Origin of the sequence: Streptomyces sp. NBC_00344 (assembly GCF_036088315.1) — a bacterium.
Classification (GTDB): Bacteria; Actinomycetota; Actinomycetes; order Streptomycetales; family Streptomycetaceae; genus Streptomyces.
Genome location: NZ_CP107996.1, coordinates 5,857,422 through 5,873,898, shown reverse-complemented (window position 1 = coordinate 5,873,898; position 16,477 = coordinate 5,857,422). Strand labels below are relative to the sequence as shown.

General features: G+C 70.5%; 15 protein-coding genes. 3 read left to right on the top strand and 12 right to left on the bottom strand.

From position 1 onward, the window contains the following. Positions 1 to 35 precede the first annotated feature (35 nt). The 7 genes from cobA to OHS16_RS26555 all read right to left on the bottom strand — a co-directional run bounded on the left by cobA (position 36) and on the right by OHS16_RS26555 (position 9,766). On the bottom strand, positions 36 to 1,274 hold the full coding sequence (gene cobA / locus OHS16_RS26585; RefSeq protein ID WP_328539777.1) for a uroporphyrinogen-III C-methyltransferase: 1,239 nt from the start codon (positions 1,272 to 1,274) through the stop codon (positions 36 to 38). A 169-nt stretch (positions 1,275 to 1,443) separates the two neighbouring features. Then, positions 1,444 to 4,755, bottom strand: a complete 3,312-nt coding sequence (gene cobT / locus OHS16_RS26580) for a nicotinate-nucleotide--dimethylbenzimidazole phosphoribosyltransferase (protein WP_328539776.1) — start codon at positions 4,753 to 4,755, stop codon at positions 1,444 to 1,446. A 312-nt stretch (positions 4,756 to 5,067) separates the two neighbouring features. Continuing rightward, positions 5,068 to 6,246 (bottom strand): precorrin-6y C5,15-methyltransferase (decarboxylating) subunit CbiE, encoded by a 1,179-nt coding sequence (gene cbiE, locus OHS16_RS26575; protein WP_328540996.1) that lies wholly within the window; start codon positions 6,244 to 6,246, stop codon positions 5,068 to 5,070. 89 nt (positions 6,247 to 6,335) lie between these two features. After that, a complete protein-coding gene (locus OHS16_RS26570; protein WP_328539775.1) occupies positions 6,336 to 6,974 on the bottom strand; it encodes a GNAT family N-acetyltransferase in 639 nt (212 codons plus the stop codon). A 142-nt stretch (positions 6,975 to 7,116) separates the two neighbouring features. After that, positions 7,117 to 7,977 carry a MetQ/NlpA family ABC transporter substrate-binding protein gene (locus OHS16_RS26565; protein ID WP_328539774.1) on the bottom strand — a complete coding sequence of 287 codons (861 nt, stop codon included), beginning with the start codon at positions 7,975 to 7,977 and terminating at the stop codon, positions 7,117 to 7,119. 71 nt (positions 7,978 to 8,048) lie between these two features. Beyond that, complete coding sequence (locus OHS16_RS26560) at positions 8,049 to 8,720, bottom strand: methionine ABC transporter permease (RefSeq protein WP_328539773.1); 672 nt, start codon at positions 8,718 to 8,720, stop codon at positions 8,049 to 8,051. Further along, a complete protein-coding gene (locus tag OHS16_RS26555; RefSeq protein ID WP_328539772.1) occupies positions 8,717 to 9,766 on the bottom strand; it encodes a methionine ABC transporter ATP-binding protein in 1,050 nt (349 codons plus the stop codon). The genes OHS16_RS26560 and OHS16_RS26555 overlap by 4 nt, the downstream gene beginning before the upstream one ends. A 545-nt stretch (positions 9,767 to 10,311) precedes the next feature. Here OHS16_RS26555 and OHS16_RS26550 point away from each other — a divergent pair. Next, the gene (locus OHS16_RS26550) at positions 10,312 to 10,671 is read left to right on the top strand and encodes a hypothetical protein (protein ID WP_328539771.1); all 360 of its coding nucleotides are present in this window, start codon (positions 10,312 to 10,314) and stop codon (positions 10,669 to 10,671) included. 2 nt (positions 10,672 to 10,673) lie between these two features. Beyond that, positions 10,674 to 11,111: a hypothetical protein gene (locus tag OHS16_RS26545; protein ID WP_328539770.1), complete on the top strand. Its 438-nt coding sequence runs from the start codon at positions 10,674 to 10,676 to the stop codon at positions 11,109 to 11,111. Here the strand turns inward: OHS16_RS26545 and OHS16_RS26540 are convergent. The 3 genes from OHS16_RS26540 to OHS16_RS26530 all read right to left on the bottom strand — a co-directional run bounded on the left by OHS16_RS26540 (position 11,108) and on the right by OHS16_RS26530 (position 13,359). Beyond that, the gene (locus OHS16_RS26540; protein WP_328539769.1) at positions 11,108 to 11,611 is read right to left on the bottom strand and encodes a GNAT family N-acetyltransferase; all 504 of its coding nucleotides are present in this window, start codon (positions 11,609 to 11,611) and stop codon (positions 11,108 to 11,110) included. The genes OHS16_RS26545 and OHS16_RS26540 overlap by 4 nt on opposite strands. A 37-nt stretch (positions 11,612 to 11,648) precedes the next feature. Continuing rightward, on the bottom strand, positions 11,649 to 12,143 hold the full coding sequence (locus OHS16_RS26535) for a sigma-70 family RNA polymerase sigma factor (RefSeq protein ID WP_328539768.1): 495 nt from the start codon (positions 12,141 to 12,143) through the stop codon (positions 11,649 to 11,651). A 79-nt stretch (positions 12,144 to 12,222) separates the two neighbouring features. Continuing rightward, a complete protein-coding gene (locus OHS16_RS26530; RefSeq protein WP_328539767.1) occupies positions 12,223 to 13,359 on the bottom strand; it encodes a glycerophosphodiester phosphodiesterase in 1,137 nt (378 codons plus the stop codon). Positions 13,360 to 13,589: 230 nt separating this feature from the next. Here OHS16_RS26530 and OHS16_RS26525 point away from each other — a divergent pair, with 230 nt between their 5' ends. After that, positions 13,590 to 14,261, top strand: coding sequence for a lysophospholipid acyltransferase family protein (locus OHS16_RS26525; protein ID WP_328539766.1), 672 nt, complete (start codon positions 13,590 to 13,592; stop codon positions 14,259 to 14,261). 89 nt (positions 14,262 to 14,350) lie between these two features. On the opposite strand, the gene OHS16_RS26520 is transcribed toward OHS16_RS26525, so the two are convergent. Together OHS16_RS26520 and OHS16_RS26515 are read right to left on the bottom strand one after the other, a co-directional pair. Next, positions 14,351 to 15,862 (bottom strand): MFS transporter, encoded by a 1,512-nt coding sequence (locus tag OHS16_RS26520; protein WP_328539765.1) that lies wholly within the window; start codon positions 15,860 to 15,862, stop codon positions 14,351 to 14,353. Further along, positions 15,859 to 16,410, bottom strand: a complete 552-nt coding sequence (locus tag OHS16_RS26515) for a TetR/AcrR family transcriptional regulator (RefSeq protein ID WP_328539764.1) — start codon at positions 16,408 to 16,410, stop codon at positions 15,859 to 15,861. Before OHS16_RS26515 ends, OHS16_RS26520 begins: the two co-directional genes overlap by 4 nt. Positions 16,411 to 16,477: the final 67 nt, after the last annotated feature.

Below are 16,477 nucleotides of genomic sequence, written 5' to 3'. Positions count from 1 at the left end.
CTGGACGGGGTGCCAACGGCTGGGCACGCGGGCGGCTACTGCGGTTTGCCGGTGGGGCCGACACCCACGACGGCGCCGATGACGATGACGGCAGGCGGACGCACACCCTCGGACCTGGCCTTCTCGCCCACGGTCGCCAGTGTGGCGTCGACGCGCCGCTGTGCGGCCGTGGTGCCCTCCTGTACCAGGGCCACGGGGGTATCCGGTGCTTTTCCGTGCTCGATCAGGGTCCGGGCGATGGCCGCGATCTTGTCGACGCCCATCAGTACGACCAGGGTGCCGCGCAGCGCGGCGAGCGCGGGCCAGTCGACGAGGGAACGCTCGTCGTCCGGGGCGACATGCCCGCTGACCACCGTGAACTCATGGGCCACACCTCGATGGGTGACCGGGATCCCGGCCGCGCCGGGGACACTGATGGAGCTGGAGATACCGGGCACCACCGTGTACGGGATACCGGCTTCGGCAAGTGCCTCGGCCTCCTCCATGCCCCGGCCGAAGACAAAGGGATCGCCTCCCTTGAGCCGTACGACGGTCCTGCCCGCCTTGGCGTGCTCGATGAGCGCGTTGTTGATGGCCTCCTGTGCCATGAAACGGCCGTAGGGGATCTTCGCGGCGTCGATCACCTCGACATGCGGGGGCAGCTCGTCGAGGAGATCGCGCGGGCCGAGCCGGTCGGCGATCACGACGTCGGCCTCGGCGAGCAGCCGGCGGCCGCGCACCGTGATCAGGTCAGGGTCGCCGGGGCCGCCGCCCACCAGGGCGACGGCCGCGGCTTGCGAACGCGCGCGGTGGTGACGGGCGGCGAGGGTCCCGTCGCGCAGGCCGTCCACGATCGCGTCGCGTACCGCCGCCGAACGGCGCGGGTCACGGCCGGTGAGGACGGCAACGGTCACCCCCTCGCTGCGCCCGGTGGCCGGCGTCCATGCTGTGGCGGCTTCGGCGTCATCGCTGCGCACGCACCAGATCCGGTTACGCTCGGCCTCCGCGGACACCCGTTCGTTCGCCTCGGTGTCGCCCGTCGCGATCAGGACGTACCAGGCGTCGGTCAGGTCGCCTTCGGTGTACCGGCGCCGCTCCCAGCGGATCTCGCCCGCCTCGGCCATCGCTTCGACGGACGGCGTCGCCGAGGGAGAGACCAGGACGATGTCGCTGCCGGCCGCGATGAGGGTGGGCAGGCGCCGCTGGGCGACCTGGCCGCCGCCGATCACGACGACGCGCCGCCCGGAGAGGCGGAGACCTACGGGGTAGGCGGGGTACTCGACGTGCTCGGCCATGGCGTGGCTGGCTCCTCGCGCGGGGAGTGGTGCGACGGGCGCCGCTGCGTCGGTGAAGCGGCTGGTGGGACGGGGTGACAGCCCCGGGGACACTTTACGTTCCCCCTGCGTGGGGCACTGGGCGAGGGGCCGGGACCTGCTGCCCCGGCCCCTCGCCCGGACTGCCGTGCTACTTCTCCGTGACGCCTGCCGAGTCGAACGTCGCGACCTCGTGCATCGCCCTGGCCGCGCTCTGGACCACGGGCAGCGCGAGCAGCGCACCGGTGCCTTCGCCCAGACGGAGGTCGAGGTCGACCAGCGGGCGCAGCCCCAGCTTGTTCAGGGCGGCGACATGGCCGGGCTCGGCGCTGCGGTGGCCCGCGATGCAGGCCGCCAGTGCCTCGGGGGCGATCGCGCGGGCGACGAGCGCCGCGGCTCCGGCACTCACCCCGTCGAGGATGACCGGTGTACGCAGTGAGGCGCCACCGAGCAGGAAGCCGACCAGCGCGGCGTGTTCCAGGCCGCCCACCGACGCGAGTACCCCGATGGGGTCGGTGGGGTCGGGCTGGTGGAGCTCGAGTGCGCGGCGGACCACATCGACCTTGCGCGCGTGCATCTCGTCGTTGATCCCGGTACCGCGGCCGGTGACCTCGGCCGGGTCCTGTCCGGTGTACACGCAGATCAGGGCGGCCGACACGGTGGTGTTGGCGATGCCCATCTCTCCGGTGAGCAGTCCCTTGTTGCCGGCCGCCACCAGGTCACGGGCGGTCTCGATGCCGACCTCGATCGCGGCCAGCACCTCCTCGCGGGTGAGTGCGGGGCCGGTGGTGAAGTCGCCCGTTCCGGCCCGGACCTTGCGGGGCAGCAGTCCCGGGGTGGCGGGGAGATCTCCGACGACACCCACGTCGACGACGCAGACCTCGGCACCGACCTGGTTGGCGAAGGCGTTGCACACGGCCCCGCCCCCCAGGAAGTTGGCGACCATCTGGGAGGTCACTTCCTGGGGCCACGCGGTGACGCCCTGGGCGTGCACCCCGTGGTCACCCGCGAAGATCGCCACAGCCGCGGGCTCCGGGACCGGCGGCGGGCACATCCGGGAGAGTCCGCTGAGCTGCGCGGAAATGATCTCCAGCATGCCCAGCGCACCGGCGGGCTTGGTCATCCGCTTCTGGCGCTCCCACGCCTCGCCGAGCGCCTTGGCGTCGAGCGGCCTGATGTTGGTGATCGTCTCCTGGAGGAGGTCGTGCGGCTCCTCGCCGGGCAGGGCTCGGCGGCCGTAGGTCTCCTCGTGGACCACCCAGGACAGCGGGCGGCGCTTGGACCAGCCCGCCTGCATCAGCTCGGGCTCCTCGGGGAACTCGTCGACGTATCCCACGCAGAGATAGGCGACGACTTCCAGATGTTCGGGCAGTCCGAGGGCACGGACCATCTCACGCTCGTCGAAGAAGCTGACCCAGCCGACTCCGAGGCCCTCGGCGCGGGCGGCGAGCCAGAGGTTCTCCACGGCGAGCGCGGAGGAATAGGGCGCCATCTGCGGCTGGGTGTGCCGGCCGAGGGTGTGGCGGCCGCCACGGGTGGGGTCCGCGGTGACGACAATGTTCACCGGGGTGTCGAGGATGGCCTCGATCTTCATTTCCTTGAACTGCTTGGCACGGCTCTTGGGGAGCGACTTGGCGTAGGCCTCACGCTGACGCTGCGCCAGCTCGTGCATGGAACGGCGGGTCTCGGCCGAGCGGATGACGACGAAGTCCCAGGGCTGGGAGTGGCCGACGCTCGGCGCGGTGTGCGCCGCCTCGAGGACGCGTAGCAGCACCTCGTGCGGGATGGGGTCGCTGCGGAAACCGTTACGGATGTCCCGGCGCTCCCGGATGACCCGCAGCACGGCTTCGCGCTCGGCGTCGTCGAAGGCAGGGGCGGCGGCGCGGACGGGCTCGGGTCCGGCATCCGATGTGACCTCCACGGGCCCGGCCTCCGGGGCGGACTCGGGAAGCGGCGCCTCCACGGGCTCGGTCACGGCGACGGGTTCCGTCACGGCAACCGGCCCGGCCACAGCGTCGGACAATGCTCCCGCCTGCGACCCCTGCTCCGGGATCATCACCACGGGTGCGACGGCGTTCGGCGCCGGCTCCCCGTGACGGGGAGCGGGCACGGCAGCCGCTGCCGGCTCCGGCTGCTGCTGATCCCCGGTCTCTATCGGTACCGCATCGGGCACGGGCACGGCCTCCTGGCCGACGGCATCGGCCGGCGCGGCCTCCGCTGCCGGGGCGGCCGCCGCGACCGGGGCGGACTCCTGGACGGGCTCGGGCTCGGCCGGCGGCTCAGGCAGGGCAGCGGACACGACGGCGGACTCGGACTCGGCTGTGGTTTCCGCCGCCGGCTCGGCCGCGGGCTCGGTGGCGGCCCCGGCGGACGGGTCATCGGCCGCCTCCGCGGCAGGCACCGTCACCGGCACGACGGGCAGCTCCACGGAGGGCTGCACGGTCGGCTCCGCACCTGACCCCGGCGGCTGCACAGGTGCGGCACCGTTCGTACCGCCCTGTCCGGGGACAGAGCCGGCGATCTGCCCGTCCGGGTACTCGGCGGGGGCAGGCGGGCCGGCCGGAGCGGTCATGTCCGTGGCGAAGTCCGGGGCGGCCATGTCGGTGGCCGGCGCAGCGGCCGGATATGCCGCCGGAGCGATCGGATCCTCGGCCAGGCCGAAGGCGGCCTCCGGTTCGGGCGCCGCAACGGGCGCGGAGCCGTACGGCTCAGGTGCGGCTGCGGGGTGCGGGGCTGCGGTGTCCGGCACCGGACCCGCGGGGGTCCCGGCGGGGGCGGCCGCAGGCTCGGGAGCGACCGTTTCTGCCGCGCCGACGAGGTTCTGCGGGGATGCGTGCGGCAGTTGAGCAGCGGACGGCGCGCCGTCCTGGACGGGCGCCGCCGGCTCCGGGGCCCAGGCCGTCGCGGCCTGCGGAGGAATCTCGCCGAGCTGCGGACCGGGGAGCACCGGCTCATCGGCGCGGGTGAAGTCCAGGTACTCCGGGCCCAGGGTCTGCTGCCCGGCCTCACGTACGGGTACCGGGGGTGTCTGGACCGCGGGCGCCGGGGGCGCGGTGGGACCGCGGTCGGCCAGCGAACGCACCACACCACCCGATGTGTCGGGCACCGGCGGGCCCAGATGCAGCGGCCTGCGCAGCGGTGGTGGTGTCGTCGCGGCCGCGGGCTGGGCCACCGGGGCCCGTACGGCCCCGAGGTCCACGGACCCGGTGTCGCGGCCGCCGGTCTCGTGCGCGCCCGGCTCGGGCATCGGCGCCACGGCCTCGGCCGCCTGCTGCTCGAACTGCGGCTGGGGCTCGCTCCAGGCACCCTGTGCGCCGGGCATCAGCAGCAGATCGTCGTCCTCGGTGGGAGTCTCGGAGGGGTCGAGGTAGGGGTAGACGCCGGGGGCGGGGCTGCCCGGCTGCTCCACCGCGCCTGCGCTCTCCGGCTGTCCCTCGCCCGGGATCTGGCCGGTGTCGGTCATGCGTACCCCTCGCCCATCCATAGTGCTCCTTCAGCCCTTTACCGGGACGCCCGTACTGAGAACAACGAGCGGGCGCGCCGCGCGGCACGAAAGGCCTGCGGACACTCAGTATTGTCACGGTCGTTCAGCGCCGGGCAGTGGTTCCTGCCCGGGTTCGCTGTGGGCTGCGCCACGTTGCGCGTCCCCCGGTGTCGCCGTACCACATCAGGCCCCAAAACGGTTCCTTTTTCCGGACATTGGCGAACGAAGCGCCGAACCTCCAGCTGCGGTACAACAGTCGGCCAGCCTACCCCGCGCTGTTCCGGGGGAGGGTCAGGGGCCGCTCTCCGGACGCCGGCCGGAGACCAGGAACACTACGGAGCGCTCCTTCTCGGCCCAGGAACCGGTGTCGAGGCCGACGGACTGCAGCAGTGCGCATTCGACGACGTAGCCGCCGTCCGCGAGGGCGGCGCAGAGCGCCTCGGCCTCGTCCCGCGTGCCCGCGTGGGTGACGATGCGCGCGGGCCTGCGGTCGGCGCAGGCGACCACAACTGCCACTCCCCCGCCCCCGATCCGTACGACATCGGGCTCGGGCAGCCGCTCGAGTACATGGGGTGCGCGGCCGTGGACGACCTGCAGCTGAACGCCGAAGTGCCGGGCCACGGCATCGGCACGGGCGCAGGCCTCCGGGTCGGCGTCGACTGCGATGACCGCGGCGCCGAAACGGGCCGCCTCGGCCGCAAGGGCCCCGCTGCCGCAGCCGATGTCCCAGACCAGATCGCCGGTGGCCGGGCCGAGACGGGCCAGCTGGGCCGCGCGCAGGCCGGCGTGCTCGCCCTTGCCCAGCCCTTCTCCGTACTCGGCGGCCGGCAGTGCCCAGCCCCGTACGACCGGGACGTCGGCGTTGCCTGCCCCACCGATGACAATGACCACATTGGGGTCGCGCCATGCGTGGTCGGCGGCCTTGTCGGAGGTCAGCACGGTGACTTCCTCGCGGTCGGTGCCGAGTTCCTCACAGATGACGAAGGTCCGGTGCACACCTTCGAGGAGCAGCGCCAGCTCGGCGGGCCCGGCACCGGGTGAGGTGAGAACCGCGACCTTGGGGTTCGCCCGGCACACATTGACGGCACGCCGGAGCGTGCGCGGGTGCGCCACCACGACCTCCGCGTCGTCCCAGGGCATCCCGGCCCGGGCAAAGGCCGCGGCGACGGACGATACGGCGGGCACCACCTCGACCTCGAGGCCGTATTCGGGCACGCGCAGCGTGCGCACGACACCGTGGAAGCCGGGGTCGCCGTCGGCCAGTACGACCGCGCTGCCGCGGTGGCCCGCGATCCGCCGGGCGGCCAGGCTCACACTGCCGAGGCGGATTCTCTCCGCTCCGGCCGGTACTTCGGGGAGCGCGAGGTGATGCGCGGCCCCGGCGACCAGCGTGGCCGCGGAGAGGGCGGACCTGGCGGCTGCGGTCAGGGGCGAACCGTCCCAGCCGATCACCGTGACCCGGTCGGCCATCGTCGTCAGTCTCCTGGTGTTGTTGCAGGTGGAGTGGGACAGGAAGGGCACTTGAGGGTACCCGCTGCGGCAGAGCCGGGACGAGGGGGTCAGTTCCAGTCGTTGAAGGTTCCGTAGCCGTTCGCGTCGGCCAGTTGCTCGGCGACCCCGTCCAGGTCCTCGGGGAGCAGGCTCCACACGATGAGATCGGTACGGATGTCGGTCCAGCCGCCGTCCTCGGTCTGGGTACGCGCTATCCAGGCATTGCGCAGGACGCCTTCACTGATGCAGCCGATCTTCTGGGCGACCTGCTGCGCCGCGGTGTCGTCCGCGGGGGTGCGCAGCTCGATGCGCTCGAAGTGCTGATCGCGGAAGAGCCACTGGGCGATGGCGAGCACCGACTCGGTGGCATAGCCCTCACCGCGCGCCCAGTGCGCTGTGATGTAGCGGACCTCGGTGGCGAGGGTACGCCGGTCGGTGGCACGCAGGTGGATGGTGCCCACCAGCCGCTGGGTGAGGAACTCGGTGACCGCGAGAACGATGCCGCGCCCGGAGCTGCGCTCCGCCGGAGCGATCCTGCGGACCCAGCGTTCACCGTCGATGCGCTGGTAGGGGTGCGGCGCCGACGTCCAGGTGGTGACCATCTCGTCGTTCATCATGTCCACCAGCGGCGGGATGTCCGACTCCTCGAAGGGGCGCAGCACCAGCCGGTCCGTGCTGATGGAGATGTCCGGGAAGGTGGTCGTCATGCGCTGCTCCATGGCCGGGACCGACGTAAAGGCACAGCATGCAGCATGGGGACCGCGCTCCGCATGGCCGGGTGGCCGCGGGAAGGCCCCGCGTACCACGTGAGGGTATGCGGGGCCCCGGTCCACAAGAACCGTACGGGTGTCAGGACTTGACGGCTCCGAAGGCGGGGATGACCGCGCCCTGGTACTTGTCCTCGATGTACTTCTTCACCTGAGCGGAGTTCAGGAGTTTGGCGAGCTTCTGCACGCGCGGGTCCTGCTCGCCGCCCTTCTTGACGACGAGGAGGTTGGCGTAGGGGTTGCCGGCCGCCTTCTCCAGCACCAGCGCGTCCCTGCTCGGCTTCAGCTTCGCGTCGAGGGCGTAGTTGCCGTTGATGACCGCCGCGTCGACGTCGGCGAGGGCGCGCGGCAGCGTGGCCGCCTCGAGCTCCTTGAACTTCAGGCCCTTGGCGTCCTGGATGTCGGAGAGCTGGGCGTCCTGGCCCACTCCGGACCTGAGCTTGATCAGACCGTTGTCGGCGAGCAGCTTGAGCGCGCGGCCCTCGTTGGTCGTGTCGTTGGGGACCGCGACCGTCTGGCCCGGCTTGACGGACGCGAGGTCCTTGTCCTTCTTGGAGTACAGACCGAGCGGCTCCAGGTGCACGCTGACGACCGGCACCAGGGTGGTGTGGTTCTTCTTGTTGAAGTCGTCGAGGTACGGCTTGTGCTGGAAGAAGTTGGCGTCGACCTGGCCGCTCTGGGTGGCCCTGTTCGGCAGCACGTAGTCCGTGAACTCCTTGACCTGGAGCTTGAGGCCGGCCTTCGCCGCGAGGTGCGTCCTGACGTAGTTGAGGATGTCCGCGTGCGGGACCGGGGAGGCGGCGACGACCAGCGCCTTGCTCGTGTCGGCGTCCGCGCCCTCCGGCTTGCTCGACGGGTCGGACGAGGTGCCGCAGGCGGTGAGGCCGAAGGCCAGTGCGGCGGTGGCGGCGGCGGACACGGTTATTTTGATCGAGTTACGCACGAAAAGTGCCTCTTTCTGGTGGTGCGGAAAGACGCCCGGACAAGGAGTGCGGGCTCTGGGGGAGAGAAGTTCTACGAAGAGGTGCGGCCCCGGCGCTCCAGGAGCCGTACCGCGCCGTCGCCCAGCAGCTGGATCACGGTGACGATCACGACCAGCACGATCACCGTTGCGATCATGAAGTCGTTCTCGAAGCGCTGGTATCCATAGGTGATCGCCTTGGAGCCGAGGCCCTCGCCGCCGACCGCACCGGCCATCGCGGAGTAGCCGATCAGCACGATGACGGTGGTGGTGACTCCGGAGATCAGCGAGGGCAGCGACTGCGGCAGCAGCACCTTGCGCACGATGGTGGGCACGCTTCCGCCCATCGACTGGACCGCTTCGACCAGCCCGTGGTCGACCTCGCGGACCGCCGTCTCGACGAGCCGGGCGAAGAAGGGTATCGCTCCGATCGCCAGCGGGACGATCATCGCGGTCGGGCCGATGAAGGTGCCGACCACGAGGGTGGTGAAGGGGATCAGGGCGATCAGCAGAATGATGAACGGCAGCGAACGCCCGATGTTCACGATCACGCCGACGGCCTTGTTGACCGGGCGGTTCTGCAGCAGTCCGCCCTTGTCGGTGAGGACCAGGAGCACGCCGAGCGGCAGCCCGACGAGGACCGTGACGAGCGTCGACCACAGCACCATGTAGAGGGTGTCGGTGGTTCCCTGGGACAGCAGCGGCTGCATCTCGGACCAGTTCACTTGACACCCTCCTCGACCAGCGCTGCCGGGGCGGCGCCGGACTTCGTATCGGCCACTTCGACCTGGAGGCCCTGCTCGCGCAGGAATCCGATGGGCACCACGTTCTCCTCGAAGGGGCCGGGCAGTTCGATGCGCATCCGGCCGATCTGGTGGCCGCCGACGGTGTCCATCGCGGCTCCCAGGATCGAGATGTCGATGTTGTACGTACGGGAGAGCTGGGAGATCACCGGGCGCCCTGCGCTGTCGCCGTGGAAGGTGATGTCGATGACTGTGCGGTCGGGGCCGGACGGTTCGCCACCGACCGGAAACAGCTCATGGGCGAGTTCGGAGCCGGGCGTCGCGAGGAGTTCCCCGACGGTCCCCGACTCCACGATCCTGCCCCGCTTCATCAGCGCGGCGGAGTCGCAGACCGACTTGACGACCTCCATCTCGTGGGTGATGAGAAGGACGGTCAGCCCGAGCCGGCGGTTCAGGTCGCGCAGCAACTGGAGGATCGAGCGGGTGGTCTCGGGGTCGAGCGCGGAGGTCGCCTCGTCGGAGAGCAGCACCTTGGGGTCACCGGCGAGGGCCCGCGCGATTCCGACGCGCTGCTTCTGGCCTCCCGAGAGCTGCGCCGGGTAGGCCTTCGCCTTGTCGGCGAGACCGACCAGATCGAGGAGTTCGAGCGCCCTGCGCGAGCGGTCCCTGCCGGAGATCCCGATGATCTCCAGCGGCAGCTCGACGTTGTCCTGAACGGTGCGCGAGGACAGCAGGTTGAAGTGCTGGAAGACCATGCCGATCCGGCTGCGCGCCGAGCGCAGCTCCTGTCCAGCCCGCCGTCCGCGGCCGCCGAGCGCGGTGAGGTCGATCCCGTCGACGCTCACCGTGCCCGATGTGGGGCGCTCCAGCAGGTTGACACAGCGGATGAGCGAGGACTTGCCGGCGCCGCTCTGACCGATCACGCCGAACACCTCGCCCTCGCGGACGTGCAGATCGACGCCGTCCAGAGCGGTGACCTCACGGCCGCGCGAGGCATAGACCTTCGTCAGGCCGGTAGTGGTGATCACAGAAAATCCATCACTGTCGAGTGCGCGGCGCAGTCTCCGCCGGGCACGGGGCATTCATCTGAAAGGCGGCACGGCCGTGACCGGTGGCAACCGGAAGACGTGTCGTGTCCGGGGCGAACTCGCCGGCATACCTGGGGGATGTACGCGCAGGGAGCGGTTCGGCTCTCGGTCCCGCTTCGGGGCGCGGGACTCGGGCGGGGACCCTCAGAAAGTACGCATTCGACACATACAGCGAGCACCGGGCGTCGTGATCGCCTCGGTCGCAAGGGTGCGGCTGCTCGTTGTGGTCATGCGCCAAGTAAAGCAGACCGGCCGGCGGCCCGATCACCCGCGTCCGCATAGCGGACGGCCGTGGACGGTTTTCACGGCCGGCGTCGCGCGCCCCGCGACCCCTCACGACCTGCAACGATGCCGGAGGACCGAGCTCCGCCCGGGTGTCGGCGGCCGGCCGCGCGCCGCCCGGCTGTGGCCAAGGCCACGACCTCCGGCCCCACCGCTCCGGGGCGCGCGCAGCGGGTTCTTCGGCCCGTAATATCCTCAACTCCATGCTCGACGCCCTGACGGTCGCGGTCTCCGTGACCGCGCTCGCCCTCGCCGCCTGGTGCGGCCACGCCGCCTACCGGGACCAGTCCACCAAGGACTGGCACTTCATCGGTATGGCCGTGGTGTCCGCACTCGCGCTGGTGCAGCTGGTGTTCGGCATCGTGCAACTGGCCCGCGGCGAGCAGCCCGACCAGGGCAAGGCGATCTTCATCGCGTACTTGATCGGCTCCTTCGCGGCCGTCCCCGCCGCCGGGTTCCTCTCGCTGACCGAGCGGACCCGCTGGGGCTCGGTCACGGTGGCCGCCGGCGCTGTGGTTCTGGCCGTGCTGGAAGTCCGGCTCTACGACATCTGGGGAAACTGACGATGACCGCAGCTGAGGAGAAGCCCCGGTACGAGCTGGGCACCGGCCCGGGCCGGGTGCTCGTCTGGTTCTACGGAGTGTTCACGGTCGCCGCGGCGTCTCGCTCGATCGTCCAGATGATCATGGACTTCGGAAAGGCCCCGCTCGCCTACACCCTGTCCGCCGTCGCGGCAGTGGTGTACGGCTTCATCACCTACTCACTGGTCCGCGGCGGCGAGAAGGCCCGCAGGGCGGCACTCGTCTGCTGCGCCGCCGAGCTGGTCTTCGTCCTCGTGGTCGGCACCTGGACGCTGGCCGATCCTGGCGCCTTCCCCGACGCGACCGTCTGGTCGGACTACGGGATGGGCTACCTCTTCATCCCGGTGATCCTCCCGGTGCTCGGCATGCTCTGGTTGCGGAAGGCCGGCGCTGCCGGTCGGACGCCGGTGCCCAGCCCTTAGGCGCTCTTCACGAACGCCCCGGCCGCCGCCTCCTTCTCCATCGTCACGATCCTCAGGGCCGGTCCTGCCTGCTCGGTGGACACCGGCACATAGCCATGGCTGCGGTACAACCGGAGATTGCCCTCGCTGCGGTGGCCGGTGAACAGCTGGAAGCGCCTCGCCGAGGGCTCGGACGCGAAGCGCGCCTCGATGGCGGTCAGCAGCCGGCCGCCGAGACCGTGGCGCTGCATCCTCGGATGCACGATCAGCTTCGAGATGCGGGCCGTGCCCGATTCATCGATCCAGCCGCGCACCGATGCAACCACTTCGTCGCCGAGCCGGGCGACCAGCGCGTGCCCTTCGGCGAGTTCGGCCCGCAGCCCGTCGAGGGTCTGGGTGAGCGGTTCGATGGAGTAGTCGCCGTAGAGCTCGGCCTCACTCTGGTAGCACAGGTACTGCAGCTTCAGAATCTGCTCGGCGTCCTGTGCCGTTGCCGCTGAGATGGTCACGCTCATGCCCATGTGTGCATGCCTCCCGCTCACCTGTTCCACCGGTTGTCTATCGCTCCATTCCCCACCGGCCGGGCACCGCAACCTCCGACGTCAGCATCCGCCGCAGACAACTCAGACAACGGGAACGAACCGGCCCCAGGCTGCCCTGTGACATACCCAACTCCCCGGCGATCTCCCGGTAGGTGGGGTCGGCCGGGGAGAGCATCGCGGCCAGTACCTCGGGGCAGCGCCCCGGTGTCCGGCCGACCGCCGCCCGCACCGCGCGGCGCCGCTCCGCGGCCAGGGCGGACGGCTCCGGGCGCGCCTCGGCGGCGGCGGAGGGCTCGACGGCGTACGGCAGTTCCCGCCGAGCCTGCCGCCGGGCGAGCCGCGCCTCCGCGCGGACCGCCGAGCGCACCCAGCGCCTGGGTTCGTCCGGGGTCTGCTCCAGCAGCCTGACCCAGACGGCCTGTTCGAGATCGGCAGGGTCGACCCCGGCCGCGAAGGCTTCGGCCGCCGCCTCCGCGGCCAGCAGCGGGCTCAGTTCGGTTACGAGATCCATGCCGGGCGTGACGCGGGCGCGCCGGTGCACAGTTGCCGGGGCGGCCGTATGTCACCCGTATGGGGAGGGCCGGCAGCCGTCAGCGGTCGCCGAAGTCGGCGGCCGCGAGCAGCGCGGTGTCGGCGTTGTCGGAGAAGACACCGTCGATACCGGTTGCGAAATACGCCCGGAAGGCGCCGAATGCGTCGCCGTAGGCGTTGGGGTCCGTGCCCCGCCGGAAGTCCGCGGGCAGGAAGGTGTTCTCGTTCCGCATCGTGTAGGGGTGGAGCAGCAGGCCCTGGGCGTGGGCGTCCCGCACCAGTGACGTCGGTTCGGTCAGCCGTCCCGCGGCGTCCTTCGGGATGACCGAGTCGAGCGTGGGACCGATCCCCTGGGCGTAGGAGGCGATCCACTTCAGCCCTCCGGGGCTCTGCAGATCGGCGACCGTGCGCGGGTCGCCCGCCTCGACGAAGTCCCACGGCCGGCTGTCGGGGGTGGAGAGCAGCACCACGGCCGGCGTGGTGACGAGCCGGGACAGGCGCTGGATGGAGCCGGGTTCGAAGGACTGCAGGAACTGCGGGGAGTTGCGGTGGTCGCGGCCGTACCGGCGGAGCAGTGCGACCAGCGGTTCCTCGAGCCCGAGGCCGCGCTTGCGGAAGTAAGTGGGGTGCTTGGTCTCGGTGTAGAGCCAGACCGGCCTGCCCCGCTTGCGGCCCTCCTGCTCCGCCCACCGCAGCACTTCGGCGAAGGTCGGCACGGACCAGCGGCCGTCGTAGAGCGTGTTGTGCTGCCGGTTGCCCGGAATCCGCTCCTTGGCCCGCAGTGTCTTGATCTCGGCGAGTGTGAAGTCCTCGGTGAACCAGCCGGTGACGGGGACGCCGTCAACGGTCCTGGTGGTCCTGCGGTCCGCGAACTCCGGGTGCGCTGACACGTCCGTCGTCGCGCTGATGTCGTTCTCGTGGCGGCAGATCAGATGCCCGTCCCTGGTGGGCACCACGTCCTGCTCGATGATGTGCGCGCCGAGGTCCAGGGCGTGCTGGTACGAGCCGATGGTGTGCTCGGGACGGTATCCCGCGGTGCCGCGGTGGCCGATGACCGTGGGGACCGGCAGCTCCCTGTACGGCGCACCGTGCCCTGCGGCGCGCGCCGTGCCGGAGAGGCCGACGGCGGCTGCCCCCAGCACCGCCGCACCCAGCACCGTGCGCCTGCCGGGGCGCCTGTCCATACCCTGTGTCATGACCGCTCCTCCATGTGTGTGATGTCCCGCACCTGTCAAGCGTGAAGTGCCCGATGGTAGGCAGCAGCGCATAGCGTGGTGGTAGATCTGGACACAACACGGTGGAAACTCACGTCAACACTGTGTATCGGGTGGATGAACCCGATGTGCGCGCGCACTCAGCTCGCGAGTATCGTCCTCACCTGCACATACTTCATAGCGGCTGCCCAGCCACGACTCCGGAGGAACCGTTGTCCCGACTCGCGCTCATCAAGGCAGTGCTCGGACCGATCATGCGCCTGATGTTCCGCCCACAGGTGGAGGGCGCCGAGAACATCCCCGGCACGGGTCCGGTCATCCTCGCGGGCAACCATCTGACGTTCATCGACTCGATGATCATGCCGATCTGCCTGGACCGTCAGGTCTTCTTCATCGGCAAGGACGAGTACGTCACGGGCAAGGGCGTCAAGGGCCGGCTGATGGCCTGGTTCTTCACCGGTGTGGGCATGATCCCGGTGGACCGCGACGGCGGGCGCGGCGGCGTCGCGGCGCTGATGACAGGACGTCAGGTGCTGGAGGACGGCAAGGCCTTCTCGATCTATCCGGAGGGCACCCGCTCCCCCGACGGCCGGCTGTACCGCGGCCGCACCGGCATCGCCCGGCTCACCCTGATGACCGGCGCGCCGGTGGTGCCGTTCGCGATGATCGGCACGGACCGGATCCAGCCGGGCGGCTCGGGACTGCCGCGCCCCGGGAAGGTGACGGTCCGCTTCGGTGAGCAGATGGAGTTCTCCCGCTACGACGGAATGGACCGAGACCGCTATGTGCTGCGTGCGGTGACGGACTCGGTGATGGCCGAAGTGATGCGCCTGTCCGGCCAGGAGTACGTGGACATGTACGCGACCAAGGCCAAGGCCGCCTGACCACGGCACCGTACAGCGGAGGACCGTCGCACGATGCGGCGGTCCTCCGGCGTATGTCCGGTGCGTGCGCTACCGCTCCCGCCCGGTGCTCAGATGCCGAGCTTCTGCCCTTTCAGCAGGATCCAGGCCGTCAACGCGGTGGCGAAGATGACGGCGGAGCCCACCCCGGCCGCCGCCTGGAAACCGTGCGTGAAGGCGTCCTGGGCCGATGAGAGCAGCGCGGCACCCTGGTCGTGCGGGAGCGCCTGCGCCGTTTCCACCGCGCCGCCCAGCGACTCGTGCGCCGCGACCGCTTCATCGGCCGTGACGCCCTGCGGGACGGAGAAACCGCGGTAGATCCCGGTGACCACGGAGCCGAGCAGCGCGATGCCGAGCGCGGCACCCAGTTCGTAGGCCGTCTCGGACACCCCGGACGCCGCTCCCGCCTGTTCCTTGGGAACACTGGAGAGGATGACGTCGGAGGTCACCGTGAAGGAGAGGCCCGCCCCGAGGCCGCCGACGAACAGCGACAGCCCCAGAACCACGACGCCGGTGGAGGCGTTGAGAAACACACAGCCGGCGAGTGCCACACCCACCGCCGACAGACCCCCGGCCACCGCGCTGCGTACCGATGCCCTGCGGGCCACATAGCCGGCCATCAGACCGGTGCTCACCGCCCCGACCGCCGCCGGAAGTTCGATCAGCCCGGCATCGAGCGGCGAGCGTCCCTGCACCAGCTGGAGGAACTGCGAGAGGAAGAAGACCAGACCCGAGAGACCGAGGATGGTCAGCAGGTCGGCGAGTACCGCTCCGGAGAACCCCCGGTGCTGGAACAGCCGCATATCGAGCAGCGGCGATTCCAGCGTCAGCTGCCGCCGGACGAACCAGTACAGGGCCAGCAAGCCGAGGGCCCCGGCCCCCAGGATGTCCCAGCGGAAGCCTTCGACCGCCGCTTCCTTCACCGCGTACACCACCGCCATCACACCGACCAGCGAGAGAAGCACACTGACCAGGTCCCACGGTCCGGGGGCGGGATCGCGCGACTCGGGCAGGAGTTTGATACCGACCACGACGAGCACGGCCATCACCGGCAGGTTGATCAGGAAGACCGACCCCCACCAGAAGTTCTCCAGCAGGAATCCGCCGACGACAGGACCGACCGCCGTGCCGGCCGATGCGGCCGCGCCCCAGATACCCACCGCCAGGCTGCGTTCCTTGGGATCGTGGAAGATGTTGCGGATCAGCGCGAGGGTGGACGGCATCAGCGTGGCACCCGCGACACCGAGCAGCGCCCGGGCGACGATCATCATTTCGGGGCTGGTCGCGTAGGCGTTGAGCACGGAGATTCCGCCGAACGCGACAGAACCGGTGAGCAGCAGCTTCTTCCGGCCGATCCGGTCACCGAGGCTGCCCATGGAGACGAGCAGTCCCGCGATGACGAAGGAGTAGATGTCACCGATCCACAGCAGCTGGGTGCCCGAGGGCTTGAGATCCTCGCTGAGGAAGGGGGTGGCCAGGCCGAGTACGGTCGCGTCGACCGCGACCAGCAGCACGGCCAGTACGAGGACGGAGAGGGCGAGCCAGCGGCCGAGACGGTGCCCGGGCTCGTCGCTACTGGTCATTGCTCCACGCTCCGCTGTGCTCCGCCGAGCAGCAACTCGGCGATCATGAATGAGAAGTCCTTGGCCGCCACCCTGCCGTCCTGGATCGCCCAGGCGCAGGTCCCGATGAGCCCGTACAGCGCCTCGGTCAGCCAGGCCGGGGACAGATCGATCCGGATCTCGCCCTGCTCCTGCCCGCGCCGGAATATCGAGGAGACCCGGGCGTCCAGCCTCGCCCAGCCCTCGTTCACCTCTTCGCCCTCGAAGAGCTGGTTCTCGGTGACGAGGAAAGCGAGCAGTCCGGCAGCGGGCTCCACCTCCGTGATGAACCGCCGCAATGCGGCGACGGCCGGGCCCTCGCCGGTGCGCGCGGCGTCGAGCGCTGCTTCGAACTCCGCGATACCGAGCTCCTCCAGCGCTCTGACCAGCGCGTCCCGCCCCGCGAAGTGCCGGTGCAGGGTCGCTCTGCCGATGCCGGCAGCTCTGGCGACCTCATCCATGGTGGCGGTCGCCTTGCGGGTGAGAAGCGCCGCGGCGGTACGCAGCACCTGATCCCGGTCAACGGTCATGAGACGACGATACCCCGAATGAGACATCATTGTCTCATTCGATAGGGCCGGGGCACCCGCCGGAGCT